Origin of the sequence: Verrucosispora sioxanthis, from assembly GCF_010560025.1 — a bacterium.
GTDB classification, from domain to species: domain Bacteria; phylum Actinomycetota; class Actinomycetes; order Mycobacteriales; family Micromonosporaceae; genus Micromonospora; species Micromonospora palythoicola.
In genome coordinates this window covers 407,446-432,390 of the sequence record NZ_SAIY01000005.1, presented here as the reverse complement: position 1 = coordinate 432,390, position 24,945 = coordinate 407,446, and the positions used below count along the sequence as shown (strand labels likewise).

Here is a 24,945-nt window from a genome sequence, read left to right as displayed (position 1 = left end):
ATCCCTACCACCCCCGGGGGTGTGCACGTGAGCCGGACAGGGCAACTGCGGCAGCGGTTGCGTCAGGCGTACGCGACGGGACGCGAGTCGGTGCGCGCGGCCCGTGAGCGGGAGAACGCGCGGCGGGCCGAGCGGGCGGCCGAGCGGGACCGCTTCATCGCCGAACCGGTTACGCCGACCGACGACGGTGCCGTGTCCACGGCGAGCCGGGACGACGCGGACGTGCCGAGAGGGCTACGGATCGCCGCCGCCTGGTCGTGGCGGCTCATCGTCATCGGGATCGTCGGCTGGGGACTGCTGCGCGTCCTCGGCGCCATCCGCGTCGTCATCGTGCCGTTGCTCGTGGCGTTGCTGCTCGCCGCCCTGCTGGCGCCGGCCGTCGGCTGGCTGCTGCGCGCCCGGTTCCCGCGTACGCTGGCCACGGCCGTGGTGCTCATCGGCGGGCTGGCTGCGGTGATCGGCACGTTGACGCTTGTGGTCAACGAGTTCATCGCCGGTCTGCCCGAGCTGAGTTCCAGCGCCGCGGCCGGCATCGGGCAGATCCAGGACTGGCTGCGCGACGGACCGCTGAACCTCTCCGACACCCAGCTCGACAGGTACATCGAGTCCGGACAGGACTGGATCAACGACAATTCGCAGGCGTTGACCAGCAACGCGATCTCGACCGCCGGCACTGTGGTCGAGGTGTTCACCGGCGCGCTGCTGGTGCTCTTCGCCACGTTCTTCTTCCTTCGGGACGGCGACCGGATCTGGCGCTTCCTGGTCGGGATGTTCCCGGTCGCCGCCCGCTGGCGGGTCGACGACGCCGGGCGTGCCTCCTGGCTGACCCTGGTCGCCTACGTGCGCGCCACGGTGCTCGTGGCGTTCATCGACGCGGTGGGCATCGGCATCGCGCTGGTGCTGTTCGACGTGCCGTTCGCCTTTCCGTTGACGGCGCTGGTGTTCCTCGGCGCGTTCATTCCGATCGTCGGCGCGACGTTGTCCGGCGCGGTCGCGGTGCTGGTGGCTCTGGTCGACGGTGGCTGGGTCACCGCGTTGATCATTCTCGGTGCGGTCGTCGTGGTGCAGCAGGTGGAGGGCAACGTCCTGCAACCCTGGATCATGGGCCGGGCGGTGGCGCTGCACCCGTTGCCCGTGGTGCTGGCGGTGACCGCCGGAGTGGTGCTGGAGGGCATCGTCGGCGCGCTCGTCGCGGTACCACTGATCGCGGTGCTCAACACCGCGGTGCGCCGGCTGTCCCGGCAACGGCCCGCGCCACCGGCGCCGACGCCGTCGACCCCCGTGTCCCCGTCGCCGACGCCACAGGTGCCCGAGGCGGTGGTGGTCCGATCCACCCCGCCGTGACGGTGCCGGCGGGACCGGTCGCCGGCCGTCGACCGGGCGAGCCGCTCGGGTGACCGGCCTTCGCCGGTTCGGTGACCGGGATGGCCGTCAGGGTTCGCCGTCCGGGTCACGGGTGAAGACGAAGGTGGCGATGTCCAGGGCGACCGGGCGGCCCGCCTCGTCCCGCAGCACCGTCAGCACCTCGCCGTTTTCGACACCGCTGACGCCGCGCCACCGGTCGGGGCCCTCCGGGGCGTAGCGGCTGACCCGGTCGCCGCGCACCGTGCCGACCAGGTCGCCGGTCGCCCGGTCCCAGCTGACGTCGAGCGCCGTACCCATCCACCACCAGCGGCCGGTCAGCGGAGCCAGGTCGGCCGGCGGTGCGGCCTCGGCCGGCGTCCACGGCCGGGTCGGCCCGGGTTCGACGTCGAGTACGTGGGTGAGGATCCGGTGACCGAGCGGCCCGATCCCGCCGGTGCGCAACCCGTACGAGTTGGCGAAGCCGACGACGCCGGTGCGGCTGGGGCGGTGCACCGCCAGCGTGGCGACGTACCCGGGCATCGAACCGCCGTGCCCGACGTGTACCCGGTCGCCGTCGCGGGTGAGCTGGATGCCGAGGCCGTACCCGCCGCGCCAGGCGTCCAGGTCGCTGAGGATCACCGGAGCGCACATCTCCTCGACGGTGGCGGGGCTGAGGACGGCCGGATCCGGGTCGGCCAGGAAGGCCGCCCAGCGGGCGAGGTCGGTGACGGTGGACCAGAGCTGACCGGCCGGCGCCATCGCCCGGCTGTCGGTTCGTGGCTCCTCCCGCAGCGTGTCGTGCCAGGGGTGCAGCACGTAGCCGCGGGCGAACGGTTCGGTGGCCGCGTAGGTGGTGCGGCGCAGTCCGAGCGGCTCCAGGATCCGCTGGCGCACCAGCTGCGACCAGGGCGTCCCGGTGGTCCGCTCCAGCACCCCGCCGAGCAGCCCGAACGCCAGGTTGGAGTAGTGCCAGTACCGGTACGGCGGGTGCGCGACCTTCGCGGCGGTGAACCCGGTCAGCAGGGTGGTCAGGTCGACGCCCTCGTTGCGTTCCCACCACGGCCCGTCGGGTTCGCGTTGCAGGCCGCCGGCGTGCCCGAGCAGCTGCCGCAAAGTGACCCGCCCGGCCGCGGCGGCCTCGGGCAGGTGCCGACGCAGCTGGTCGTCAAGCGCCAGCTTGCCGGCGTCGCGTTCCTGCATGACCAGTACGGCGGTCATCGTCTTGGTGATCGAGCCGATGCGGTACTGGAGATCGGCGTCGGGGGATGGCTGTGTGCCGGCGGCGGCCAGGTGGGCCAGCGCACCGTCGCGGACCACGCCGATGATCAGCGATGGGGCGTGGCCGGCGCGCTGAGCGTCGGCCACCATAGCGTCGACCTGCCGGGCGGTTTCGGGACGCAGGGGCACGAAGTCTCCCTCGAGGTCGGTGGGGGTCGCTCTGAGATCATGACAGTTCGATGACACGTGCACGGACGTGTCACGATCGTTACGTGGATGCCGTGCTGTGGATCGTGCTGGGTGTGGTGCTGGCGGTCGCTGAGATCTTCACGGCGACCCTGTTCCTGATCATGTTCGCGGTCGGCGCGTTCGCCGCCGCCGGTGCCGCCGCGCTCGGCGCACCGGTGGCCGTGCAGGCGGTGGTCTTCGCGGTGGTCTCCGCGCTCACCGTCTTCGCCGCGCGGCCGGTCATCCAACGACACAAACAGACCAGCTCCGACAGCGGCGACACCACCTTCGGGGTCGAGGCGATCGAGGGCTCCACCGCCCTGGTACTCGAGCAGGTGGACGCCGACCGGGGCATGGTGAAGATCGACGGCGAGGTGTGGAGCGCTCGCGCCTACGACGCCACCCAGGTTTACGCACCCGGCGAGCGGGTGCAGGTTATCCAGGTCAAGGGAGCGGTAGCCCTGGTCTGGCGGGACGTCACCACTCCCGGTGAGCTACCCGAAGCGGAAAGGTGAACGGATGGAGTTCGTAGTTCCCGCCCTACTGATAGCAGTGGCACTGATCGCGGTGGTCACCCTGGCCAAGTCGGTGCGGATCGTGCCGCAGCAGCGTCAGGACGTCGTCGAGCGGCTCGGCCGCTACAAGCGCACGCTGAACCCTGGCCTGAACATCCTCGTGCCGTTCATCGACGCGGTGCGTACCAAGGTCGACATGCGCGAGCAGGTGGTCAGCTTCCCGCCGCAGCCGGTGATCACCTCGGACAACCTGGTCGTGTCGATCGACACCGTCCTCTACTTCAAGGTGGTGGACTCCGTCCGGGCCACCTACGAGATCTCCAACTTCCTCCAGGCGATCGAGCAGTTGACCGTCACCACGCTGCGGAACGTCATCGGCTCGCTGGACCTGGAGCGGGCGCTGACCAGCCGGGAGGAGATCAACCGGCACCTCTCCGGCGTGCTGGACGAGACCACCGGCCGCTGGGGCATCAAGGTGACCCGGGTGGAGATCAAGGCGATCGAGCCGCCGCCGAGCATCCGCGACTCGATGGAGAAGCAGATGCGCGCCGAGCGGGACCGCCGGGCCGCGATCCTGAACGCCGAGGGGCACAAGCAGTCGCAGATCCTGTCCGCCGAGGGCGAGAAGCAGGCGGCGGTGCTGCGCGCCGACGGTGACCGGCAGGCTCGGATCCTGCAGGCCGAGGGTCAGGCCAAGGCGATCCGCACCGTGTTCGACGCCATCCACCAGGCCAACCCGAGCCAGAAGGTGCTCGCGTACCAGTACCTCCAGGCCCTGCCGCAGATCGCCAACGGCACGGCCAACAAGGTGTGGATCGTGCCGACCGAGCTGACCAGGGCCCTGGAGGGCATGGGCGGCGCACTCGGCGGTCTGGGCCAGATGGTCGGTGACGCGCCGAGCAAGGAGGCCTCCGACGACGCCAGCGCGGTCGAGCGGGAGGCCGCGGAGGCCGCGCAGGCCGCCGCCGCGGCGGCCCAGGAGATCCACGATGAGGTACGCGTGGCCGAGGCGCAGGCCACCGGCGGCAACAGCCCGCAGGGGCTGCCCGCGCCGGAGCCGGTCTCCCCGGCCGCCCTGCTCAACGACACCTCGGATCAGCGCGAGCGCGGCTGACGCAATCCGGTGCCGGCCCGAACCGCTTCGGCGGTTCGGGCCGGTTCGCGTCCTGCCCGGTTCGCGTCTGACCGGTGGTCTCGCGCCGATGCTGCGCGGGATTCCAGCGCGGCGCGGATGCGACGACAAATGCGAGAAACGCTCATTAAGCCGCCCGGCGCCTGCCACCATCGGTCCTAGCGCGGGTGGTGACCAGGCATCGGGGCGCCTCGGCGTGTCCCGGCACCGCCCGCAGGTGAGCGAGGTGACGCATGGAGCCGGTGCGGCGACTGTGGTCCACGCCGGAGGTGCCCGGGGCCCACGACCCGAAGGGGCCGATCGGCACCCGACGTACCGGCGGGGGGTTCGGCGTCCTGCCCTTCGTCGACGAGCCGGCGCCACCCAGGGCGGCCACCAACGCCAGCTGGGCCTGGTCGCTGCGGCGGCTGGCCCGGGCCGCGGTCTGGCTGCTGCCGGCGTACGCGATCCTCTACGGCGCGGTGGCGATGGCCAGCGACGGCGGGGTGGGCAACGACCCGTACCCGCCGACGGTCGGGCGCTTTACCTGGTCGGCTGGGTGGCCGCGGTCTGGCTGGGCCTGCTGGCCCTGCTCGGGCTGACCGGGCTGCTCGCGGCCACCCGCAGCCGGCACGCCGCCGTGGCCGGCCTGCTGGTCAGCATCGCCGGTACGGTGCTCATGCTGCCCTTCGCCGGACTGTCCGAGCAGACCCCGGTCTTCGGCACCAACGCCCGATCGCTGGTACTGGTCGGCGCCACCTGCTACAGCGCCGGCTGGTTGCTCACCGGCTGGGCGGTGGCCCGTTCGGGGATGTTCAGCATCGGGGACGGGGCGATGCTGATGATCGCGAGCCCGCTGCTCGGTCTCGGCGGCGCGTTGATCGGCTCGTTGCAGACCTTCGGTGCGATCTTCGTGCTGATCTCCGGTATCGGAATCTGCTACCGCTCGGGTCGCCTGCTGCCCCGGGAGATCCTCCGGGACGCGACCAGCGCCAGCGTCGCCACCGCCGGTCCGGCCGCGCCGATGGGCCCCGGTGGCGCGGGTCCGCTCGGAACCGCCTGACCGCCGGAAACGACGCCGAAAATGGCGGCCGTCGTCGATGGCAATTGACGAACCAGCGCCCAATACTGTCGGATTCCGGACCGAGCGCTATTCATGGCGGCGTGTCTCGCGCTCCTTCGCGGGCGGGAACGGAAACGGGTGATCGGGCTACCGGTCGGCACGGTGGTCACAGGGGCCGTTCGGCTATGGTCGACGGACATTTCCCCGAGGTGTTCACGTTCTTGACCATGGCACCATGGGTGCTCATTTCCCGCCGATGAGATATTCATGGAGCCTGTGCCGTGCCTCAGTTGTCCCGACTGACCGTGCTCTTGTGCGACTCGGTACCCGCCGTCCGGCAGCTCTATCAGGAGTTGACCAACAGCCCTCTGGTGGAGCGGGTGGTGGTGGGGGAGAGCCTCGACGAGGCCGAACGCGCTGTGGCGAACGACAACTTCGACGTGGTGATAGTCGATCCGCTGGCGACCGGGCTGACCCGCACGGGCGACCTGGCGCTCGGTTGGTCGGCGGCGGGTGTAGCAGTCGTGCTGCACGTCGACCTGGCGGCGGTGGAGGACCACGCGGCCACGTTCTACCGTGGGGCGCGCAGCGCGCTGAAGGAGATGTACACGCTGGACAAACGAACCCCGGCGCAGATGCTGGCCGCGGAGACCGAGGCGATGCTGGTCAAGTGCCGGGACTTTCGGCTGCTGGCCACCGGCACCACGCGTACCGGACGGTTGCTTGACCGGGTCAGGGACATCGCGGCTGACACCGGCGACGACACTCTGGAACAACTGGTCGAGGACGTCGACGAGAGCCGCAGCCTGGAGGCGGCCCGCGCGCACCTGGTGCGGCCGACCGCCACCCCCGCGAGCGTCTTCCTGTCGTACCGCTTCGCCGAGGAGGACGGCTACGTGCGTGGGCTGTCCGGCCTGCTGGAGGATCGGGGATTCACCGTGGTCACCGGCCGCCGCGCCGACGGGTACGTGGGCGCGGCGGTGCTCAACCGGATCCGCGAGTGCGAGTTCTTCGTGTCGCTGATGACGAGGGCTCGGCGGTTCGCCGGGGACGAGGAGCAGTACGCCACGAGCGCCTGGCTGATTGAGGAGAAGGGTGCCGCACTCGCGTACCGCAAGTACATGGTGCTGTTGGTGGAGGAGGGCGTCGACGACATCGGCGGGTTGCAGGGAGACTGGCAACGTCACGTGTTCACGCCGACCACGTTTACGGCGGCGGCCCGCGATGCCGTCGCCCAGCTGCTGGAACGCAGCGGGCGCGGAGACACGCCGGAGGCGTGAGTCAACCGAGCTGATGAAAACCATCCCCCCTTCGGTCCAAAATCGCTCAACTGATCGACGGAACTCATTGCGGAATCATCGTGTTAGATAAGTCCTCGACGGTGTACGGATTGCAGATCGCGAAATGAGGCGTCACAAAGGGTGCGCGAGGTTGCGGCTCACGCTTATTGTCGGGTAATCGGCGGTAGCTCTGACCTCGTCGGAGGACGTTGTGGCAGAGACGAGATGCGCGCATGGCGTGGCGGGTGGTGCCGGGACGCTTCGTTCGTCCTCGTCGTTCGCGGGGCATCCGCCGATTTCTTCGGCCGGCTGCGCGGCTCCCTATTTCGAACGCGAGCCGCACCGCGAGGCGGTGGTGCGGGCCATCAAGGCCGGCCGCGTGCCGCTCAAGTTCGCCTACGCCGGCAGCGCCGCCCACACCCACGACGCGTACGCCCGCTCCGACGACTACCTCAGCATGCTGACCTCGGCGAGGCATGAGGCGGACGCTCTGGTCGCCGCCGATGTGGTGGCCGCCGGAGAGCTCAGGCTGGCCGAGATCGGGCCGGGCAACGGCAGTCGCAGCCGAGCGTTCCTCGACCGGCTGGCCGACCGGGGTCTGCCCTGCCAGCGATATCTGGCACTCGACTTCAGCGAGACCCTGCTCGGCCTCGCCTGTGCCCGGGTCGCCCGCTTCGCAGGCGACCCGATGAGCGTTGACTCACACGTGTGGGACATCGAGCACGGCACCTCCGGCTGCGTGGAGCGGTGGCGAGCCGGACCGGGCCCGGTGGTGAGCTGCCTGCTCGGGCACACCCTGGGCAACGTCGAACGCCCCGACGAGGTGTTGGCGAACATCCACGACGCGCTGCGCGCCGGTGATGTGCTTCTGCTCAGCGTCGCTGTCGGCACGGCGGATTGCCCCGTACCGGACGCGGTCCTGGCCCCGTACCGGTCGCCGGAGTTCCGCGCCGCCGCACTGCAACCGCTGCTGGCCGCCGGCCTCGTCGAGGCCGACCTGGAGTTCGCGCTGAGCTGGCACAACGACGTGGTGGTCGGCGAGGCGGTGCTGCGGCGATCGGTGCGGCTGGACGGCTGGCCGCTGCGCGCCGGGCACCGGATCCGCTGTTTTCAGTCCCGCAGATTCCGTACCCGTGACGTCATCGTGGCCGTCGGGGAGTCGGGTTGGCAGGTCCGCGACGCGGTGCAGGTGCCGGGTGGCAGCCACCTGGTCGTGACAGCGTCGTGGCGGTGAGAGAGGGGCCGGTATGACCGAGCCTGGTGATACCAGGGCACAGGTGTCGCCCGCCGATCTGATCGAGCGGGCCCGTCGAGCGAACGTGTTCTTCCGGGCGTCGTACGAGGGCACCGACCCCCAGCGGGTACGGCTGCCCGGTGCCGCGGTCGACGAACTGATCCAGGGCCTGGCGTCAGGTGTGCACCGGGAGCTGTGCCAGATCGTGCCCTACTCCGCCGTCGGCCGGCCGGCTGACCTGTTCTCCCGGGCGGTGTTCGGGCAGCTGGCGCGGCGGGCCACGATTCGCCGGATGTACCTCGTGCCCGGCGAGGACGTGGGTAGCGTCGAGGTCGACCGCCAGGTGGACGAGGATCGCCAGCATCACCTGCACCCGGTGAAGGTCGCGGTGCGTATCGGTGGCGAGGCCACCCAGGTCCCGATGACGGGCATGTGGCTGATCGACCGCCAGGTGGTGGTACGTCAGGAGACGGGGCGCGACGGGATGACCTCCTGGGTGGTCAGCCGGCATTCCGAGGACGTGCAACGGGCCAGCCTGCTCTGGGAGGCCCTGATGCGTCGGGCCCCGGCAAGTGGGGCTCCGCAGCCCGCGCCCGGTCCGGAACTGACCCGCTCGTTGCTCCAGTCCGCCAAGATGCTCTACGCGATGGCACCTATGTCGTGCGGCCCCTCGCACCAGGACAGCGCCAACTGTTCCTGGTACCACTCGGCGTGGCAGTACCTACGCCTGTTCGACATGGTGAGCAGTCCCCAGTGGCACGCGGAGTTCTACAACCGGCGGTTGGTCGAGGCCGTACGGGACGGCGCCCGGCGGGTGCTGATCAGCGGCACGGCCGACTACACAACGCTCGCCTTCGTGCTGGACGCGATCCGGTCGGTGACCGGCGAACTGCCGGGTCGGCTGGATGTCCACGTGGTGGACAAGTGCCAGACCCCGCTGCTGGCCTGCCAGTGGTACGCCAGACAACTGGGTACCGAGATCCACGGTCACCAGGCCGACATCACCTGCCCGGATACGGTACGACAGCTGACGGCGGACGGAAAATACGATCTGGTGGTCGCCGACGCCTTCCTCACCCGCTTCGACCGAGGCACAGCGACCACCGTGATCGACAGTTGGTCGGCGTTGCTGCGTCCCGGAGGCACGGTGGTCACCACGGTGCGGCTGCACGCCGGCAACGAGTGGCCCAGCGTCGACGGGCAGGACAACCGGCACCAGGTGACCGATCTGGTTGACGACTTCGAGCTGCGGTTCCGGGAACGCGCCGCCAGTTGGCGTGGGTTGCTCCAGGTGCAGTTGGAGGAGTTGTCGACGGCGGTACGTCGGTACGCCACTCGGATGGTGAGCCACGATCTGGGCGACGCCGACGACGTTCGCGCGGCGTTCGGCCGCCGCGGCTTCACTCTCGCCGAGACCGATGTCGGCGAGGTCGACGGTGAGCTGGTCCGGACCAAGTACCTCAGGCTCTGCGCCGCGCTGTCCCATGACGACAGTGCCCGGCGCGGCGGTTAGCATCAAAAGCGTCCCGGTGACCGCCGGTTGACCCAGGGTGAGCCGCCTGAGGAGGGGGTACGCCGGTGACGACGGTCGAATCACCCGCCGGCTGGAAGGCGGTGAGCGCCCTCGGCTCGGATGCCACCATCCTCGAACTGCTCGATGCCGCGCGGCTGGATCTGCTCGCGCAGACGGCACTGCCGAACGGTCGGCGTGCGGCGCTGCACGTCTCCACCGAGGTGACCAGGCAGTTCGTCAACGGTGTGCATGGCCTGATGGTGCGGGTCGAGACTGCGGGCGAGCCGTTGCAGGTATGGCTTCCCGAAGCGGCGGTCCGGGTCGCCGCCGTGTCGGTCGGCGTCTCCCCGCTGGTGCTGCTGAGCTACGCCCTGGTCGAGTGGGGGGAGACCCTGGGCGACTGGTGGCAGCCCAAGCGGGTCGGGCACGCGCAGTTGCCGAATCAGACCACAATGGACTATTACGCCCGTCTGCACCGGATTACCCCCAGCTCGATCAAGGTCGACGAGATGCTGGAGGCGGGGCAGGACGTGGTCGTGGTCGGTGACCACGGTTGTGGCAAGTCGGCGCTGGTGGCCAATGTCGTCGAGCAGCGGTTGGCCCAGGGCGACGGGGTGGTGTGGCTGAACCTCAGCGACCCGGCGGACGGGCCGGCGTCGATTGTGCTGGCGATGCTGGAGCAGGAGCGCAGCCGGACCGGCGCGTACCTCGTGGTGATGGAGAACCTGCACGCGAACCTGCCGGTGCGCAACGAACTGTTCGACTGCGTGGAGCGGCTGCGCAGCGATTTCGGTCTGACCCTGCAGGTGCTGGCCACGAGTTGGAAGTCGGCCGCCGAGATCCTGCGTCGGGGTGAGCCGGCCCGAGCCCTCACGCCGGTGCTGGCCGAGGGACGGCAACTGGTCAACCAGCTCCTGGTGGACAGCGGCATCGATGAACAGCGCTGGCCGAGGATCCGTTCCCTGGCCCGCGAGGACGCCCACATCGCGCTCACCGCGATCGAGTTGTCCGACGCTCTGGGCCGGGTGCCGACGGAATCGGACCTGGAGGAGTACTACACCCGCGAGGTGACCGGGGCGGGGCGGCAGGAGGCGCTGTACCGGTTGGCCTGCCTGGGCATGCTGGAGTTGCAGATGGCGGTCCGCGAGGCGGGGCATCTGCGGGAGCCGTTGCAGCAGCTGCGGGACGCCGGGTTGGTGTTCCAGATCGACGGCGCGTACCAGATCGGTTCGCGGCGGCGAGCACAACTGGTGATGAACCGGGCCCGTAACCAGTGGGACGCCGACCGGCGGTGGAGTCGTCCGGAGCGGATCGTCTGGCTGCACCTGCAACGCGGCGGCGACCGGCTGATGAAGGCTACGTTGAGTCGGCTGGACAGTCTCATCTCGCCCGACGAGGTCCGCCGGGACAGCCTCTACCTGGTGACCACCTGGGACACACTGACCCGGCTCGGCCGTTCGCTGAGCCAGCGCAGCGCCGAGGACTCGACCTGGAACGACAACCTGGGGGCTGGGGTCTTCGCCGCCAGCGCCCTGCATCAGCTCAGTCACGACGAGGCGTGGCAGGCGATCGCCGGCTGGGTGCGGGAGCGGTGGAGCTACCACGACCCGGGCTGTGCGCTTCCCGAACCGGTGGGGGCGGTGACGGCCGACTTCGCCGACTTCGAGGAGATCCAGCGGTCGATGGCCCAGGAGGACGCGCTGCTGGGCGGGGCGCCGCACCTGGCCGGCATGACCGCTGACGAGCTGGACCCCGACCGGATGTACCGCAACTGGGTGCTCGGTCTGCTGCTCGGCTTCGAGGGCTCCGCGCCGGCCCGCTTTCGCAAGCAGGACCGGATCGACCAACTCGTGGAGGTGGCGGCCCGGGCGCAGGAGGCCGACGGCAACTTCTACCCGGCCCGGGTGCCCTGGGTGACCGCCCGCGTAGTCCTCGGTCTGTGCCAGGCCAACCTGCGTGTCGACCACCCGGTGGTGCGCGATGCCTGCAATTGGCTGCTGCGCCGGGTGGCCGAGGGTGGGCCGTTCGACAACTGGTGGCGCAGCGGCACGGGCACCTGGAACCGCGACGAGGCCACCACCGCGATGTGTCTCAGCGCCCTGGTCCGCGCGGGCACGCCGATGCACCAGGCGATGGAGACCGCACACACCTGGCTGATGGGTCGGGAGCAGGAGTGGACCGTGGCTGGTCGCGAGATCGACCTGTCGCAGGTGCTGGAGGCGAACCTGCTCTGCACGGAGGCCGCGACCGGCACCCGCGACCACCTTCAGACGCTGTTCCAGCGGGTGCTGCGGGCGATGCGAACCCCGACCCTGCCGACCGCCCCGGAGGAGCGACTACGGATCCCGTTCGTGGCCGCGCAGCTTGCCGACATCGTCTGGCGGATCGTGCAGATGGAGAGCCTCAAGCTCATCGGCGAGGTGCTCAATCACGGGCGACCCGACCCGACCGAGCCCCGCACGCAACCCGTCCTGCCCGAGACCGTCCTGGCACCGACCGGTATGGCGCTGACCACCCAGCAGTTGCGTGCCTGGCGGCGCGGGGTCGACCAGATCGAAGGCACGATCCGCGAGCAGATCGCCAAGCGGGACGGGACGGTGCAGACGCCGGCGGTGCAGGAGAAGCTCCGCGAACTGCTGGGCTACCGAGCAGAACTCACCGCACTCGCCACCGAACTCGACAACACCGTCAGCCTGGACCTCCTGGAACGCATCGACGCACTGGGCAAGCGGATCTGCGGTACGGCCTGGCCCGACCTGCCCTGGCCCGAACCGCCATCGGAGCCGGGCCGATGAGCGTCGCGATCCCGGCCCCGTCGACGCTGAACTTCCTCGCCGGGCTCTTCGCCGGCGCGGGGATCAACATGTTGACGTCGGTGTCGACGGGGCCACCCGACCCGCAGGTGTCCACCGCGAAGGTGGCGCTGGACGCAGCGCTCTGGGTGGTTGCCGCAGCCTTCACCACCTGGGCGGCGCACCTGTTCCAGACGGCGGAGCGGGAGGCGGACCTCTACATCGACCGTGACTTCAGTGAGGCAGAGAAACAGGAGATACGGCAGGAGTACCTGAGCCGGGCGTTGCGTCGGGCCCGGTTCCCGCTGGTGTCGACCGTACTGTCCCTGCTGGGTGCGGTGCTCCTGCTGCCCGGTTTGATCAGCTGGCATCGGGTCTTCGGCGGCTGACCTGCACCGGTTGGCTGGCAAATGGCGGTGAATTGCCTGACAATTGGCCGATTGTGGTGGCCGGAAGATGGCTTTCGCGGCAATCCTGGTGACCATGGCCACCCCTACGCCGCTGTCGCGGCTGTTCACCGTCGTGCTGACCGGCGTACTCGCCGGCCTGGTCCTGGCGGTCGCCGCGCTACCGGGCAACCTGCTGCTCGGTTTCGCCGCGAAGGCGGCACTCGGCAACTACGCCGCGTTGCCCGAGGCGCTGCGGACCCCGGCCACCCCGCAGCGGTCCTACCTCTACGCCAACGACGGTAAGACGCTGATCACCACGTTCTACGACGTCAATCGCACCGACGTGGCGCTGGCGGAGATCGCGCCGGTGATGCGCCAGGCGATCGTGGCCGCCGAGGACCGGCGGTTCTACGACCACGGCGGGGTCGACCTGCGCGGCATGCTCCGGGCGGTGGTCAGCAACGTCACCGAGGGCAGCGGGCAGGGCGGCTCGACGCTGACCATGCAGTACGTCCGCAACGTGCTCAAGACCGACCCGAACCGCACCGCGGAGGAGCGGGCCGCGGCCACCGAACCGACGATCGGCCGCAAGCTCCAGGAGATCCGGTACGCGAACGCCCTGGAGCAGCGCCTCGGCAAGGACGAGATCCTCAACCGCTACCTTAACATCGCGTACTTCGGGTCGGGGGCGTACGGGGTGGCGGCCGCGAGCCAGCGCTACTTCTCCAAGGCGCCGGCCGACCTGACTCTCGCCGAGGCGGCGCTGCTCGCCGGCCTGGTGCAGTCGCCGGAGGCGTACAGCCCGATCGACGGCGACGCCGACGCGGCGCTGGAACGCCGAGGTTACGTGCTGGACTCGATGGTCGAGACCGGGGCGATCACCGCCGATCAGGCCGCCGAGGCTCGCGCCGAGAAGCTGACGCTGGACCCGAGCGAGCAGGCCAACGGCTGCGCCGCCACCGCCGGTGGGCGCGACGGGTGGGGCTTCTTCTGCGACTACCTGCGCCGCTGGTGGGTCGCCCAGCCGGAGTTCGGCGACACCGTGCAGGAGCGGGAGCAGGCACTACGACGCGGTGGTTACACCGTGGTGACGACGCTGGATCCGAAGATCCAGGCCACCGCGCAGCGCCAGGCCACCGGCATCTACGGGTACGACAACCCGCGCGCCGTACCGATCGCCGCCGTCGAGCCGGGCACCGGTCGCGTCCTGGCGATGGCGGTCAACCGGCACTACAGCCTCGACGGCAACCCCGGCGGTCAGGTCAACTACCCGAACACCGTCAACCCGTTGATCTCCGGCGGTGCCGGTGTCGCCGGCTACCAGGCCGGTTCCACCTTCAAGCTGTTCACCATGCTCGCCGCGCTGGAGTCCGGCCGGACCCTGTCCACCGGCTTCGACGCGCCCAGCCGGCTGCCCACCCGGTACGCCGCCGAGGGGGAGGGCAGCTGCGACGGTCGCTGGTGTCCCGCCAACGCCAACCCGGAGTGGATGGACGGGTACCGGATGATGTGGGACGGCTTCGGCCGCTCGGTGAACACCTACTTCGTCTGGCTGGCTGAGCAGGTCGGACCGGAGAAGGTGGTCGAGATGGCCCAGCGGCTGGGCATCACCTTCCGGGCGGAGTCCGACGCCGACTTCGCCGAGAACGACGCGGCCGACTGGGGCGCGTTCACCCTCGGCGTGGCCGCCACCACCCCACTCGACCTGGCCAACGCGTACGCCACGGTGGCGGCGGAGGGGACGTACTGCGCGCCGCTGCCGGTGGTGTCGGTGACCGCGCCGGACGGTCAGCGGCTGCCCGTCGGCGACCCGGACTGCCGCGAGGTGCTCGACCCCGACGTGGCCCGCGCCGCCACCGACGCCGCGCGCTGCCCGGTGGGTCAGCAGTCCGCCTTCGGGCAGTGCAACGGTGGCACCGCCACCGCGGTGAACCGGATCCTCGACGGGCGTCCGGTGGCCGGCAAGACCGGCAGCTCCGACCAGGCCGCCACGGAGAGCTTCGTCGGGTACACCCCGCAGGTCGCGGTCGCCGGCATCGCCGCCAACCCGGACGACCCGACCGACTCGGTCGGTGCCGCCGTCCAGGCCCGGGTGATCGACGCGGTAGCCCGGATCATCGGCACGGCAGTCGAGGGCCAGCCGGAGCAGTCCTTCACCCCGCCCACCCGCGAACTGGCTGGCACCCCCCGCCGCCCGGTCGACCGCGACCCGCTCACCGATCCCCGCCGCGCCGATGACGACCCGCTGTCCGACCTCCGCCGCTGGTTCCGAGACCGCACCCGCGGCTGACCCACACCGTCCTGCTGCCCGACCTTACCCCCGTTGATCATGAGGTTGACGGCAGGCTGAAGATCAAAAACTGCCGTCAACCTCATGATCGACAAGGTGGGGGAGGGGGTGGGGTTAGTGGCGGCGGGGGCGGTAGGTGGTGAGGACGCTGGGGATGCCGCGGCGGACGATGCCGGCCCAGTCGGTGTCGCCGCGCAGCACCGCGGCGGCGGTCTTGCGGGCCTGGTCGACGGTGAAGTGTGGCGGCATCATCAGCTCGGCGGGGTCGACCAGCGCGTTGATCACCGTCGGGCGGTCGGCGCGCAGTGCCCGGTCCCACACGTCGGTCACCTGGTCCGGGTGGTCGACCAGCTCGCCGCGCAGCCCCAGCACCTCACCCCAGCGGTGGTACGCGATGTCGGGCAGCTGCTGGCTGTCCGGGAACATCGGGGTGCCCTCGTCGGAGCGCTGCTCCCAGCTGACGAAGGCCAGGTCCCGGTTGTTGAGCACCAGCACCACGAACCGTGGGTCGGCCCAGCCCTGCCAGTACTTCGCCACCGTGATCAGCTCGTTGACCCCGTTCATCTGCATCGCGCCGTCACCGATCAGGGCCACCAGCGGACGGTCCGGGTGGGCGAACTTCGCCGCCAGGGCGTACGGCATGGCACCGCCCATCGACAGCAGGGTGCCCGACAGGCTGGCCAGCATCCCCGGACGCACCTTGACGTGCCGGGCGTACCAGGCGGTGGTGGTGCCGCAGTCCACGGCGAGCATCACGTCGTCGGGCAGACGTTCGCTGAGGGTGGCGAAGAGCAGCTGCGGGTTGACCGGGTGGGCGGCCTGCTCGGCCAGTTCCCGCTGCGACTGCCGCCACGCGGCGGTGGCCCCGGCGACGGTCTCCCGCCAACGGGTCGGTCCGGGGCCGGGACCGAGGGCGGCGAGCAGCGCCCGCAGGGTCGGCGCGGCGTCACCGGTCAGGTTCACCTCGGTCGGGTAACGCAGCCCGAGTTGGGTGCCGTCGTGGTCGATCTGCACCGCGCGCGCCTGGCCGGGCGGTGGGTAGAACTCCGAGTACGGCATGTTGCTGCCGACGATGAGCAGCCGGTCACACTGGTTCATCAACTGCCAGCTGGGTCGGGTGCCCAGCAGACCGATGGCGCCGGTCACCCACGGCTCCCGGTGGTCCACGGCGGTGAACCCGAGCAGCGCCGTCGCCACGCCCGCGCCGAGCCGGTGGGCGATCTCGCGGACCTCGTTCTCGGCGCCGAGCGCACCCTGGCCGACCAGCATGGCCACCCGCTCGCCGCTGCCCAGCACCTGCGCGGCGTGCCGGATGTCCGCCTCCGGCGGCGTGGTCGGACCGCTGCTCGGCACGCTGCTGGTGTGGTAGAAGCCGTGGGCGTGCGGTGGGTTGGGCACCGCCGGCAGGTCCTGCACGTCGAGCGGCAGCACCAGGGCGGTGACGGTACGCCGGGCCAGCGCGGTCCGGCACGCCCGGTCCACCAGGTGGCGTACCTGGGACGGGTGGTCGAGCTGGGCCAGGAACGCCGCCGCCACGTCCTTGTAGAGGGCGAGCAGGTCCACCTCCTGGTAGTAGCCGCCCCCCTCGGCGGTGAGCGCGGTGTGTCCGACCAGGGCGATCACCGGCTGGTGGTCCAGCTTCGCGTCGTAGAGCCCGTTGAGGGCGTGGATGGCGCCCGGACCGCTGGTGACCAGCACCGCGCCGAGCGGCCCGCCGCCGTACTTCACGTGTGCCGAGGCGGCGAACCCGGCGGTCTCCTCGTGCCGCACCTGGACGAACTGCGTCTGCTCGTTGGTGCGTTGCAGGGCGGAGGTCATCCCGTTGATGCCGTCGCCGGGGAAGCCGAAGTAGCGGCGTACGCCCCAGCAGGCGAGCCGCTGCACGAGGTGGTCCGCGACGCTGGCGTCGCGGGGCAACGGCCACGGCTCGGCCGGCACCCGCGTGCCGACATGGTCTGCGCTCATCGGGTACGCCTTCCGGGTCGGACTACCGGCACTGCGCCGCAACTTCCCTGATGGTGCGGCGTCGCGGGTGCCGGAGGCAGCGATATCCCCGAAAGTGCGCGGATCTTGAGGGGGCTGGTCGACCGGGTAGGGTCGCGGAATGGTCGTTCATCGGCTGACGCGGGACGACGCCCGGCGGATCGCGGTCCGGGCCCAGTTGCTCGCCGTGCCGCGCCCGAACGACCTGGTGGCGGTCGTCGAGCGGCTCACGGTCCTGCAACTCGATCCCACGGCGGCCATCGCGCCAAGCGCCGATCTCGTGCTGTTCAGCCGACTCGGTCCGACCTACGATCCCGCGCAGCTGACCAGGGCGATCGAGGTCGAGCGCCGCCTGGTCGAGACCGTCGCCTACATCCGGACGCCGGATGATCTGCCCGCCGTGATCGCCGAGGCCCGCGCCGCGACCCATCCGTCCGCCCGGGCCTGGCTGGAACAGAACGCGTCGTTCCGCCGGGACATCCTGGCTGTGCTGGCGGCGAAGGGCCCGTTGCTGTCCCGGGACATCCCGGACACCAGTGTGGTGCCCTGGCCGTCGAGCGGCTGGACCAACAACCGCAACGTCACCAAGATGCTCGAACTGCTGGCCCGGCACGGCGAGGTGGCGATCGCCGGCCGCAAGGGACGGCAGCGCTACTGGGATCTTCCCGAGCGGGTCTACCCGGTCGACCTGCCCGACCTCGATCCGGGCGAGGCGGCCCGGCTGCGCGACGAGCGCCGGCTCGCCGCGTTGGGCATCGCCCGGTCCGGTGGCACGTTGACCCCGGGCGAGTCGCCGTTCGTCGGCCTCGCCGGGGAGGAGGCCGTGGTCGAGGGCGTACCCGGAACCTGGCGGGTCGACCCGGCGTACCTCGGGTTGCCGTTCGAGGGGCGTACCGCGTTGCTGTCGCCGTTCGACCGGCTGATCCACGATCGGGTACGCACCGAGCAGTTGTTCGGCTACGAGTATCTCCTGGAGATGTACAAGCCCCGAGAGAAACGCCGCTGGGGCTACTTCGCCCTGCCGGTCCTTCATCACGACCGGCTCGTCGGCAAGCTGGACGCGACCGCCGACCGCAAGGCGGGCGTCCTCGTCGTCAACGCACTGCACCAGGACGTCCCCTTCACCCCGGCGATGACCGCCGAGGTCGACGCCGAGATCGAGGCTCTCGCCACCTGGCTGAATCTGGAGACCACCCGACCCCGGTCGTCGTAGTCGCCGCCCGGATGGTCCCGGCTGGCCGACCACCGGGTCGGCGTGGCGCGGTCCAGCCGGCAACTGCCGGTCAACTGCCGGTCAATCTCCTGGATGGCCTCCGATCGTGGAAATAGCGTTCCTGGTACCGCTGCGGGTGACACTTCTGTCAACGGGACCCTCCCGCAGCGGTTTTTCAACGCTGAGCCTGGAGGCGGTGGCGGAGAACCCGACCGACAGCATGGTCAACTCCTGAGGAGACGGACCCGCCCGCGCCGTCCCGGCCGTCGGGCTCCGGCTCGACATGGGCAACGCCATCCAGTAGAAACCATCACCGGACATCCATTTTCCCGTCGAGAGGCTGAAGAGTCCACTTCGGACCCAAGGCCGTGAGTGGATGGGCATGGCCCGGTTCAGTCAGATGGTGACGGCCCACCGGCGACGGCTCGGGTTGACCCAGGAGGATGTCGCGGCCGCCACCGGGCTGGCCGTGCGCAGCATCCGGGACGTGGAGAGCGGGCGGGTGGCCCGGCCGCGCGCGTCGACGGTCCGGTTGCTCGCCGAGGCGTTCAACCTGTCCGCCGCCGACCGGGTCCACTTCATCCACGCCGCCGACCCCGACCTGGCCGCCCCGGAGGGGGAACGACCGCAGCAACTGCCGCTGGCGGTGCCGGGTTTCGTCGGCCGCTGCGCCGAACTGGAGACCCTCGACTCCGGCCGCCACCCGGAACCGGCGAAGCGTCCGGCGGTGGCCATCTTCACGATCTCCGGAATGGCCGGGGTGGGCAAGACCGCGCTCGCCCTGCACTGGGCGCACCGGGCCGCCGGCTCGTTTCCCGAAGGCCAGCTCTACGTCAATCTTCGGGGCTACGACGAGGCCGACGTCGTCGATCCGAACGACGCCCTGCGCGGCTTCCTCGAGGCGCTCGGCGTGCCGGCCACCGGCATACCGGCCGGGCTGGAGGCCCGCGTCGGACTGCACCGCAGCCTGCTGGCCGAGCGGCGCATGCTGCTGGTGCTCGACAACGCCCGGGACTCGGCGCAGGTCCGGCCGCTGCTGCCCGGCGCGGGCGGCTGCGTGGTCGTGGTGACCAGCCGGGACGAACTGTCCGGGCTGATCGCGGCGGAGGGAGCGCACCCGATCCGGCTGAACGTACTCACCGGCACCGAGTCGATGAGTCTGCTCGCCAGTCGGCTCGGTGCCGGTCGGCTGGCCGCCGAGCCGGCGGCCGCGGCGGACATCATCGACTCGACCGGCCGGCTGCCGCTGGCGTTGTCGATCGTGGCGGCGCGGATGGCGCTGCATCCCGGCTTTCCGCTCGACGCCTTCGCCGCCAGCCTGCGCCCCGACGAGGCGATGCTGGACGCGTTGGCCGACGGCGACGTACGCGCCGTCTTCTCCTGGTCCTACCTGGCGCTGAGCCGGCCGGCGGCCCGCCTGTTCCGCCTGCTGGGGTTGCACCCCGGTCCGGATCTGACCGCCGAGGCCGCCGCGGCACTCACCGGCCAGACCCCGGCGAGTGTCGCGTCGTCACTGCGGGAGCTGACGCGGCTACATCTGCTGGCCGAGCACCTGCCCGGCCGGTACGCCTTCCACGACCTGCTCCGCGCGTACGCGGCCGAGCTGACCCGGTCCGCCGGGAAGGCCGACGAGTCGCGGCAGGCACGCCACCGGCTGTTCGACTACTACCTGCACAGCTCCTATCCGGCGGCGGTGCTGCTCCAGCCGCAGTGGCCGACGATCGACCCGGTCCCCGCGGTGCCGTCGAACGTCAGGTCCGTCTCGAAGGACCACGACGCCGCGCTCGGCTGGTTCGCGGCGGAGCACCAGGTGCTGCTGCGGGCGGTGCGTCAGGCCGCCGAGACCGGCTTCGAGGCGTACGCCTGGCAACTGGCCTGGGCGCTCACCACGTTCTTCGCCCCGCGTGGTCTGTGGCAGGAGCAACGCGCCGCCCAACAGGTCGCCCTCGCCGCGGCCGAGCGCGTCGACGACCTGGCCGGCCAAGCCGTCGCCAACCGGTTGCTGTCCCGCGCCCAGACCCGCCTCGGCGACCTCGACGCGGCGGAGAAACGGCTGCTGTGCGCACTGGAGCTGCACCGGCGACTGGACGACCCCACCGGTCAGGCGCTCACGCTGCACAACCACGCCGAGGTCTGCTACATGCGGGGGCGACCCGAGGAGGGGCTGCGCCACGGTCAGGAGGCGCTGCGGCTCTACCGGTCGGTCGGCAACCGCGCCGGGGAGGCTCGGGCGTTGAACGCGGTCGGCTGGCTCTACGCCGCCACCGGGGACTACCCACGGGCGATCGAGAGCTGCACCGAGGCGCTCGCGCAGCAACGGGCGAGCGGCGACCACAACGGCCAGGCGGCGACGTTGGACAGTCTGGGTTTCGCCCACGCCCGGTTGGGCGAGCACGATCGGGCGGCCGGCTGCTACGAGGAGGCCATCGCGCTGTTCCGCGAGTCCGCCGACCGCTACCACGAGGCCGAGACCCTCCAGCGGCTCGGCGAGGCGCGCGAGGCGACGGGCGACGTCCCCGGGGCCGTCGACGCGTGGCGACGGGCGGCGCAGATCCTCGACGATCTCGGTGACCCGGCGGCCGAGGACGCCCACCGCACGCTGTCACGACTGTCGCCACCCTGACCACCGCGCTGCCGGCACGCGCTGCGCACCCGGCGGCCGTGCGGCCCGCCCGGTGGCTGTGCTCGCGGGTTGCGGCATCTTGGGGTGTCAGCGGAGCGGGAAGGCGCAACATGCCGCAACTCGCGAGCGCGGTCGGGCCTGCGAGGGCCGGCGCTGGCGGGGACGATCTCTGGATGCGGACGGGCGGTAGCTCGGCCGTCCGCAGCAGGTGCGCGAGCTGCTCGGCCATGATGGCGTCCCGGCGGCGCAGCACGGACTCGTCGATCACCGCGACGAGCCGGCCAACGTCCGGCGGCTCGGTCCTGCGCCTGCTGTGGGTGCGTTTGTTGTCGTGGGAACGACAACAAACGCACCCAGACGGTCTGCCGTGGAGGTCGATGTCCGTACCGGTGGTGATCGGTGCCCCGCACCGTCCCGTCTGGCGAGTGGCGGCGCCGGCCACCCGCCGCCGCCCGGGCGTACCGCCGTGACGCCTCGGTCGCTGAGCACCACCAGCGACGGTCGCGGTCAGGGACTCGGCGGGGTTGCGACGTGCAGCGTACGCAGGACGAGGCGTTCCACATCGGCCCAGGTTGGTGTCGGTCGGCCGTAGGCGGGCACCGGTCGGCGCTGGGGTCCGAAGAAGTACTGGTGGGCGACGGTGCCCCGGATGGCGGCGTGCACCTCGGGATGGTCGTCGACGAAGTGGGTGAGGGCGAGGTCGCGGCAGTGGGCCCGCTTGTCGGCCCGCGCCCGGCAGAACCGGACGTGGTCGTGGGGGACGCCGCTGCGCCGGTGGAAGTCGTGGCCGGCGAGCCAGCGCAGGGTACGGGCCTGCACGCGCGGGCCGCACTTGGAGACCAGCCACACCCGGCCGTCGAACAGGGGGACGAGGCGGGCGATGGTCTCGACGGCACCGGGCACCTCGGGGGTGGCCAGCATGGTCGCCTCGTCCCCGCTGAAGAAGGCGGTGTCACCGCCGCCCGGATGGGCCGGACCGTCGATGATCACCCGGCCGATGTCGATGCCGAGGCGGGGGAGGATGTTCGTCATGCCGCTCAGGATGCGGCGCGCTCACTACCATCCGGAACTATTGTTCGCGATGCCCCCTATAGTTACCGACTATGGACGGGCGGGACCTGCTGGAAGCCGACGCGCTGCGCTCGTTCGCGGTCTTCGCCGAGCACCGCAACTTCACCACCGCCGCGCGGGAGCTGCACATCAGCCAGCCGTCCCTGCACGTGAAGATCCGGAAGCTCGCCACCGCGCTCGGCGTGGAGCTGTACGAGCGCGACGGTCGCCGGCTGACGCTGACGGCCGCCGGTGACCGCCTCGCCGCGTACGCGCTCGACTCACGCCGCCGGGCCGAGGAGTTCCTGCGCGAGCTGGACCACGAGTCCGCGCCGACGCTCACCATCGCGGCCGGCCGGGGCGCGCTGCGGTGGGTGATCGGCGAATCGATCGAGCGGATCGGCCGCCAGGGTCGCCGGGTCCACGTGATCACCGCTGACCGGGACGCCGCCCTCGCCGCCGTCACCAGTGGGCGGGCCGACCTGGCCGTGGTCGCCCACGATCCGCCCGGCCGGCAGGTCGAGGCGAGACAGATCGCCGCCTACCGGCAGGTGCTCGTACTCGGTGCCGAGCACCCGCTCGCCACGCGCCGGCAGGTCCGGCTCGGTGATCTCGACGGCCTGGATCTCGTCGTACCGCCGGCCGGGCGCCCGCATCGCAGGGCGCTGGACCGTGCCCTGCACGACGCGGGCGTGCGCTGGCAGGTCGCCGCCGAGGTCGACGGCTGGGACCTGCTGGTGCACCTGGCCGCGTTGGGGGTCGGCGCCACCGTGGTCAACGGATGTGTCGGGCTGCCCGACGGTCTGCGTGCCGTCCCGATCCACGGCCTGCCGGAGGTCCGGTACTGGGCCACCTGGCGGCCTGCTCGACGGCCCGTGGTGCGGGACCTGCTCGACCAGTTCGGCACGGACCGGTGACCGACCGGCTCACCGCTGCCAGCAGGTTCCTCGCGTACGTGCTCCGTCATCGTCCGGACGCCATCGACATCACGCTGGACGGGAGCGGCTGGGTCGAGGTGAACGTGCTGCTTGCCGCGCTCGCCCGGCACGGCCGTCCGGTCAGCCGGCAGGTGCTCGCCGAGCTGGTCGCCGGTACCGACAAGCGGCGGTTCGAGCTGCGCGCCGGGCGGATCCGGGCCGCGCAGGGCCACTCGGTCCGCGTCGACCTGCGGCTCGATTCCGTGGTGCCGCCGTCGCTGCTCTACCACGGCACGGTGGCCCGTCACCTGCCCGGCATCCGCGCGGAGGGGCTGCGACCACGCGGTCGTACCCACGTCCACCTGTCGGTGGACCCGGAGACCGCCGCCACGGTCGGTGCCCGACGCGGTGTCCCGGTGGTGCTGAGCATCGACGCGGCCGGCATGCACCGCCACGGGTTCGTCTTCTACCGGGCCGTCAACGGCGTCTGGCTGACCGACCACGTCCCACCCGGTTGGATCATCGGTGCCGGGTCCGCTTGACAGGCAAGCAGCCACTTGCCTATAACTGTGTCTGTGGACGCCGACCCTGACCTGTTGTTCAAGGCCATCGGTGACGCGACGCGACGCACGATCCTGGACGAGTTGATCGACCGGGACGGTCAGACGCTCTTCGAGATCTGCAGCCGTCTGACCATGAAGCACCATCTGACCTCCTCGCGCCAGGCGATCTCACAGCACCTCGCGGTGCTCGAACAGGCCGGTCTGGTCCGCACTCGGCGAGCAGGCCGCTACAAGTTCCACCACATCGACACCAGCCCGCTGCGCTCGATCGTCGAGCGGTGGCCCATCGACCGAGAGGCACCAGACCCGTGATCCGTATCCACGTGACCAGCGTGTTCGTCGACGACCAGGCCAAGGCGCTCGCCTTCTACACGGAGAAGCTGGGGTTCACCAAGAAGACCGACGTGCCCGCCGGTGAGTACCGCTGGCTCACCGTCGTCTCGCCGGCCGACCCCGACGGTGTCGAGCTGCTGCTGGAACCGGCCGGCCACCCGGCGGTGGGTCCGTTCCGACAGGCCCTGGTCGCCGACGGCATCCCGTTCACCTCGTTCGCCGTCGACGACGTGTACGCCGAGGTCGAGCGGCTCAAGGGGCTGGGCGTGGAGTTCACCCAGGAGGCGACCGACATGGGTCCGGTGGTCACCGCAGTGCTCGACGACACCTGCGGCAACCTGATCCAGCTCGCCACCATGAAGTAGCCGTCCCGCCGATTCTGCCGGACGATCACCCCGCAGGTGCCGGCGTACCGCCGGCACCTGCGGTGTCCGGTGTCGGGGGGTCCGGCAGAATCGGCGGGTGCCCGTCCACCTGATCACCGAGCCCGACGACGAGCGGATCGCCGACTACCGGGCGCTCACCGACGTCGAGCTGCGTACCCGCTGGGAGCCGCCGCACGGCCTGTTCATCGCCGAGGGTGAGCTGGTGCTGCGGCGGGCGCTGCGGGCCGGCTATCCGGCCCGGTCCTTCCTCGTCGACGCCAAGCGGGTCGACCAACTGGCCGACCTCGACACCGGTGAGGCCCCGGTGTACGCCGCCACCCCCGACGTGCTGCGTGAGGCCACCGGGTTCCACGTGCACCGGGGTGTGCTCGCCTCGTTCCGGCGCAAACCGCTGCCGGCCGCCGGTGAGGTGCTCGCCGCCGCCGGTCGCGTGGTGATCCTCGAAGACGTCAACAACCACACCAACCTGGGGGCGATCTTCCGGGCGGTGGCGGGGCTGGGGGTGGACGCCGTGCTGCTCTCGCCAACCTGCGCCGACCCGCTCTACCGGCGCAGCGTACGGGTCAGCATGGGTGAGGTCTTCGCCGTGCCGTACGCGAAGCTGGAACCCTGGCCGGCGGCGCTGGCCGACGTGCGGGCCGCCGGGTTCACCGTGCTGGCGATGACGCCGGCACCGGACGCGGTGCCCATCCAACGACTGGACCCGGCCCGGCGGTCCCGGGCCGCGCTACTGCTCGGCGCCGAGGGCACCGGGCTGACCGACGCGGCGATGGCCGCCAGCGACGCCCGAGTGGTGATCCCGATGCGCCGTGGCGTGGACTCGCTGAACGTCGCCGCCGCCACCGCCGTGGCCTGCTGGGAACTCGGCCGCGACGACCCACTCTGAGGCACCGCCAAGCG

General features: G+C 71.1%; 19 protein-coding genes and 2 pseudogenes. 17 read left to right on the top strand and 4 right to left on the bottom strand.

The window, feature by feature from the left end:
* Positions 1-27: 27 nt before the first annotated feature.
* Complete coding sequence (locus ENC19_RS17640; protein WP_328824289.1) at positions 28-1,344, top strand: AI-2E family transporter; 1,317 nt, start codon at positions 28-30, stop codon at positions 1,342-1,344.
* 87 nt (positions 1,345-1,431) lie between these two features.
* Here ENC19_RS17640 and ENC19_RS17635 read toward each other — a convergent pair whose 3' ends face one another.
* The gene (locus tag ENC19_RS17635) at positions 1,432-2,751 is read right to left on the bottom strand and encodes a serine hydrolase domain-containing protein (RefSeq protein ID WP_164448231.1); all 1,320 of its coding nucleotides are present in this window, start codon (positions 2,749-2,751) and stop codon (positions 1,432-1,434) included.
* Positions 2,752-2,834: 83 nt separating this feature from the next.
* Here ENC19_RS17635 and ENC19_RS17630 point away from each other — a divergent pair, with 83 nt between their 5' ends.
* The 9 genes and pseudogenes from ENC19_RS17630 (at position 2,835) to ENC19_RS17590 (ending at position 14,977) form a co-directional block, all read left to right on the top strand.
* Entirely contained in the window at positions 2,835-3,305 is a 471-nt protein-coding gene (locus ENC19_RS17630) for an NfeD family protein (protein WP_164448230.1), read from the top strand.
* Between the two features lie 4 nt (positions 3,306-3,309).
* On the top strand, positions 3,310-4,419 hold the full coding sequence (locus ENC19_RS17625; protein WP_164448229.1) for an SPFH domain-containing protein: 1,110 nt from the start codon (positions 3,310-3,312) through the stop codon (positions 4,417-4,419).
* Between the two features lie 251 nt (positions 4,420-4,670).
* Positions 4,671-5,479: pseudogene (locus tag ENC19_RS17620) on the top strand (hypothetical protein).
* A gap of 281 nt (positions 5,480-5,760) precedes the next feature.
* Positions 5,761-6,759, top strand: a complete 999-nt coding sequence (locus ENC19_RS17615) for a helix-turn-helix domain-containing protein (protein ID WP_164448228.1) — start codon at positions 5,761-5,763, stop codon at positions 6,757-6,759.
* Between the two features lie 211 nt (positions 6,760-6,970).
* Entirely contained in the window at positions 6,971-7,993 is a 1,023-nt protein-coding gene (locus ENC19_RS17610; protein WP_164448227.1) for an L-histidine N(alpha)-methyltransferase, read from the top strand.
* Positions 7,994-8,006: 13 nt separating this feature from the next.
* The gene (locus tag ENC19_RS17605) at positions 8,007-9,506 is read left to right on the top strand and encodes a class I SAM-dependent methyltransferase (protein ID WP_164448226.1); all 1,500 of its coding nucleotides are present in this window, start codon (positions 8,007-8,009) and stop codon (positions 9,504-9,506) included.
* A gap of 65 nt (positions 9,507-9,571) precedes the next feature.
* Positions 9,572-12,301 carry a prenyltransferase/squalene oxidase repeat-containing protein gene (locus ENC19_RS17600; protein ID WP_164448225.1) on the top strand — a complete coding sequence of 910 codons (2,730 nt, stop codon included), beginning with the start codon at positions 9,572-9,574 and terminating at the stop codon, positions 12,299-12,301.
* Positions 12,298-12,687 carry a hypothetical protein gene (locus tag ENC19_RS17595; RefSeq protein WP_164448224.1) on the top strand — a complete coding sequence of 130 codons (390 nt, stop codon included), beginning with the start codon at positions 12,298-12,300 and terminating at the stop codon, positions 12,685-12,687. Before ENC19_RS17600 ends, ENC19_RS17595 begins: the two co-directional genes overlap by 4 nt.
* A 94-nt stretch (positions 12,688-12,781) precedes the next feature.
* A complete protein-coding gene (locus tag ENC19_RS17590; protein WP_164448387.1) occupies positions 12,782-14,977 on the top strand; it encodes a transglycosylase domain-containing protein in 2,196 nt (731 codons plus the stop codon).
* A gap of 114 nt (positions 14,978-15,091) precedes the next feature.
* Here ENC19_RS17590 and ENC19_RS17585 read toward each other — a convergent pair whose 3' ends face one another.
* A complete protein-coding gene (locus ENC19_RS17585) occupies positions 15,092-16,942 on the bottom strand; it encodes a thiamine pyrophosphate-requiring protein (RefSeq protein ID WP_164448223.1) in 1,851 nt (616 codons plus the stop codon).
* Between the two features lie 139 nt (positions 16,943-17,081).
* Here ENC19_RS17585 and ENC19_RS17580 point away from each other — a divergent pair, with 139 nt between their 5' ends.
* Together ENC19_RS17580 and ENC19_RS17575 are read left to right on the top strand one after the other, a co-directional pair.
* Positions 17,082-18,173 (top strand): DNA glycosylase AlkZ-like family protein, encoded by a 1,092-nt coding sequence (locus ENC19_RS17580; RefSeq protein ID WP_164448222.1) that lies wholly within the window; start codon positions 17,082-17,084, stop codon positions 18,171-18,173.
* 382 nt (positions 18,174-18,555) lie between these two features.
* Entirely contained in the window at positions 18,556-20,796 is a 2,241-nt protein-coding gene (locus ENC19_RS17575; RefSeq protein WP_235944860.1) for an ATP-binding protein, read from the top strand.
* 121 nt (positions 20,797-20,917) lie between these two features.
* Here ENC19_RS17575 and ENC19_RS31015 read toward each other — a convergent pair.
* Both ENC19_RS31015 and ENC19_RS17570 read right to left on the bottom strand, forming a co-directional pair.
* A pseudogene (locus ENC19_RS31015) lies at positions 20,918-21,238 on the bottom strand (Scr1 family TA system antitoxin-like transcriptional regulator); the annotation flags it as partial.
* A gap of 65 nt (positions 21,239-21,303) precedes the next feature.
* A complete protein-coding gene (locus tag ENC19_RS17570; RefSeq protein WP_164448221.1) occupies positions 21,304-21,828 on the bottom strand; it encodes a hypothetical protein in 525 nt (174 codons plus the stop codon).
* A gap of 71 nt (positions 21,829-21,899) precedes the next feature.
* Between ENC19_RS17570 and ENC19_RS17565 the strand changes: the two genes are divergently transcribed.
* From ENC19_RS17565 to ENC19_RS17545, 5 genes are all read left to right on the top strand, one after another.
* On the top strand, positions 21,900-22,763 hold the full coding sequence (locus ENC19_RS17565; RefSeq protein WP_164448220.1) for a LysR family transcriptional regulator: 864 nt from the start codon (positions 21,900-21,902) through the stop codon (positions 22,761-22,763).
* A complete protein-coding gene (locus tag ENC19_RS17560) occupies positions 22,760-23,305 on the top strand; it encodes an RNA 2'-phosphotransferase (protein WP_164448219.1) in 546 nt (181 codons plus the stop codon). Before ENC19_RS17565 ends, ENC19_RS17560 begins: the two co-directional genes overlap by 4 nt.
* A gap of 33 nt (positions 23,306-23,338) precedes the next feature.
* Positions 23,339-23,638, top strand: a complete 300-nt coding sequence (locus tag ENC19_RS17555; RefSeq protein ID WP_164448218.1) for an ArsR/SmtB family transcription factor — start codon at positions 23,339-23,341, stop codon at positions 23,636-23,638.
* Positions 23,638-24,024, top strand: a complete 387-nt coding sequence (locus tag ENC19_RS17550) for a VOC family protein (protein WP_216592259.1) — start codon at positions 23,638-23,640, stop codon at positions 24,022-24,024. Before ENC19_RS17555 ends, ENC19_RS17550 begins: the two co-directional genes overlap by 1 nt.
* Positions 24,025-24,121: 97 nt before the next feature.
* Complete coding sequence (locus ENC19_RS17545) at positions 24,122-24,931, top strand: TrmH family RNA methyltransferase (protein ID WP_164448216.1); 810 nt, start codon at positions 24,122-24,124, stop codon at positions 24,929-24,931.
* Positions 24,932-24,945 lie beyond the last annotated feature (14 nt).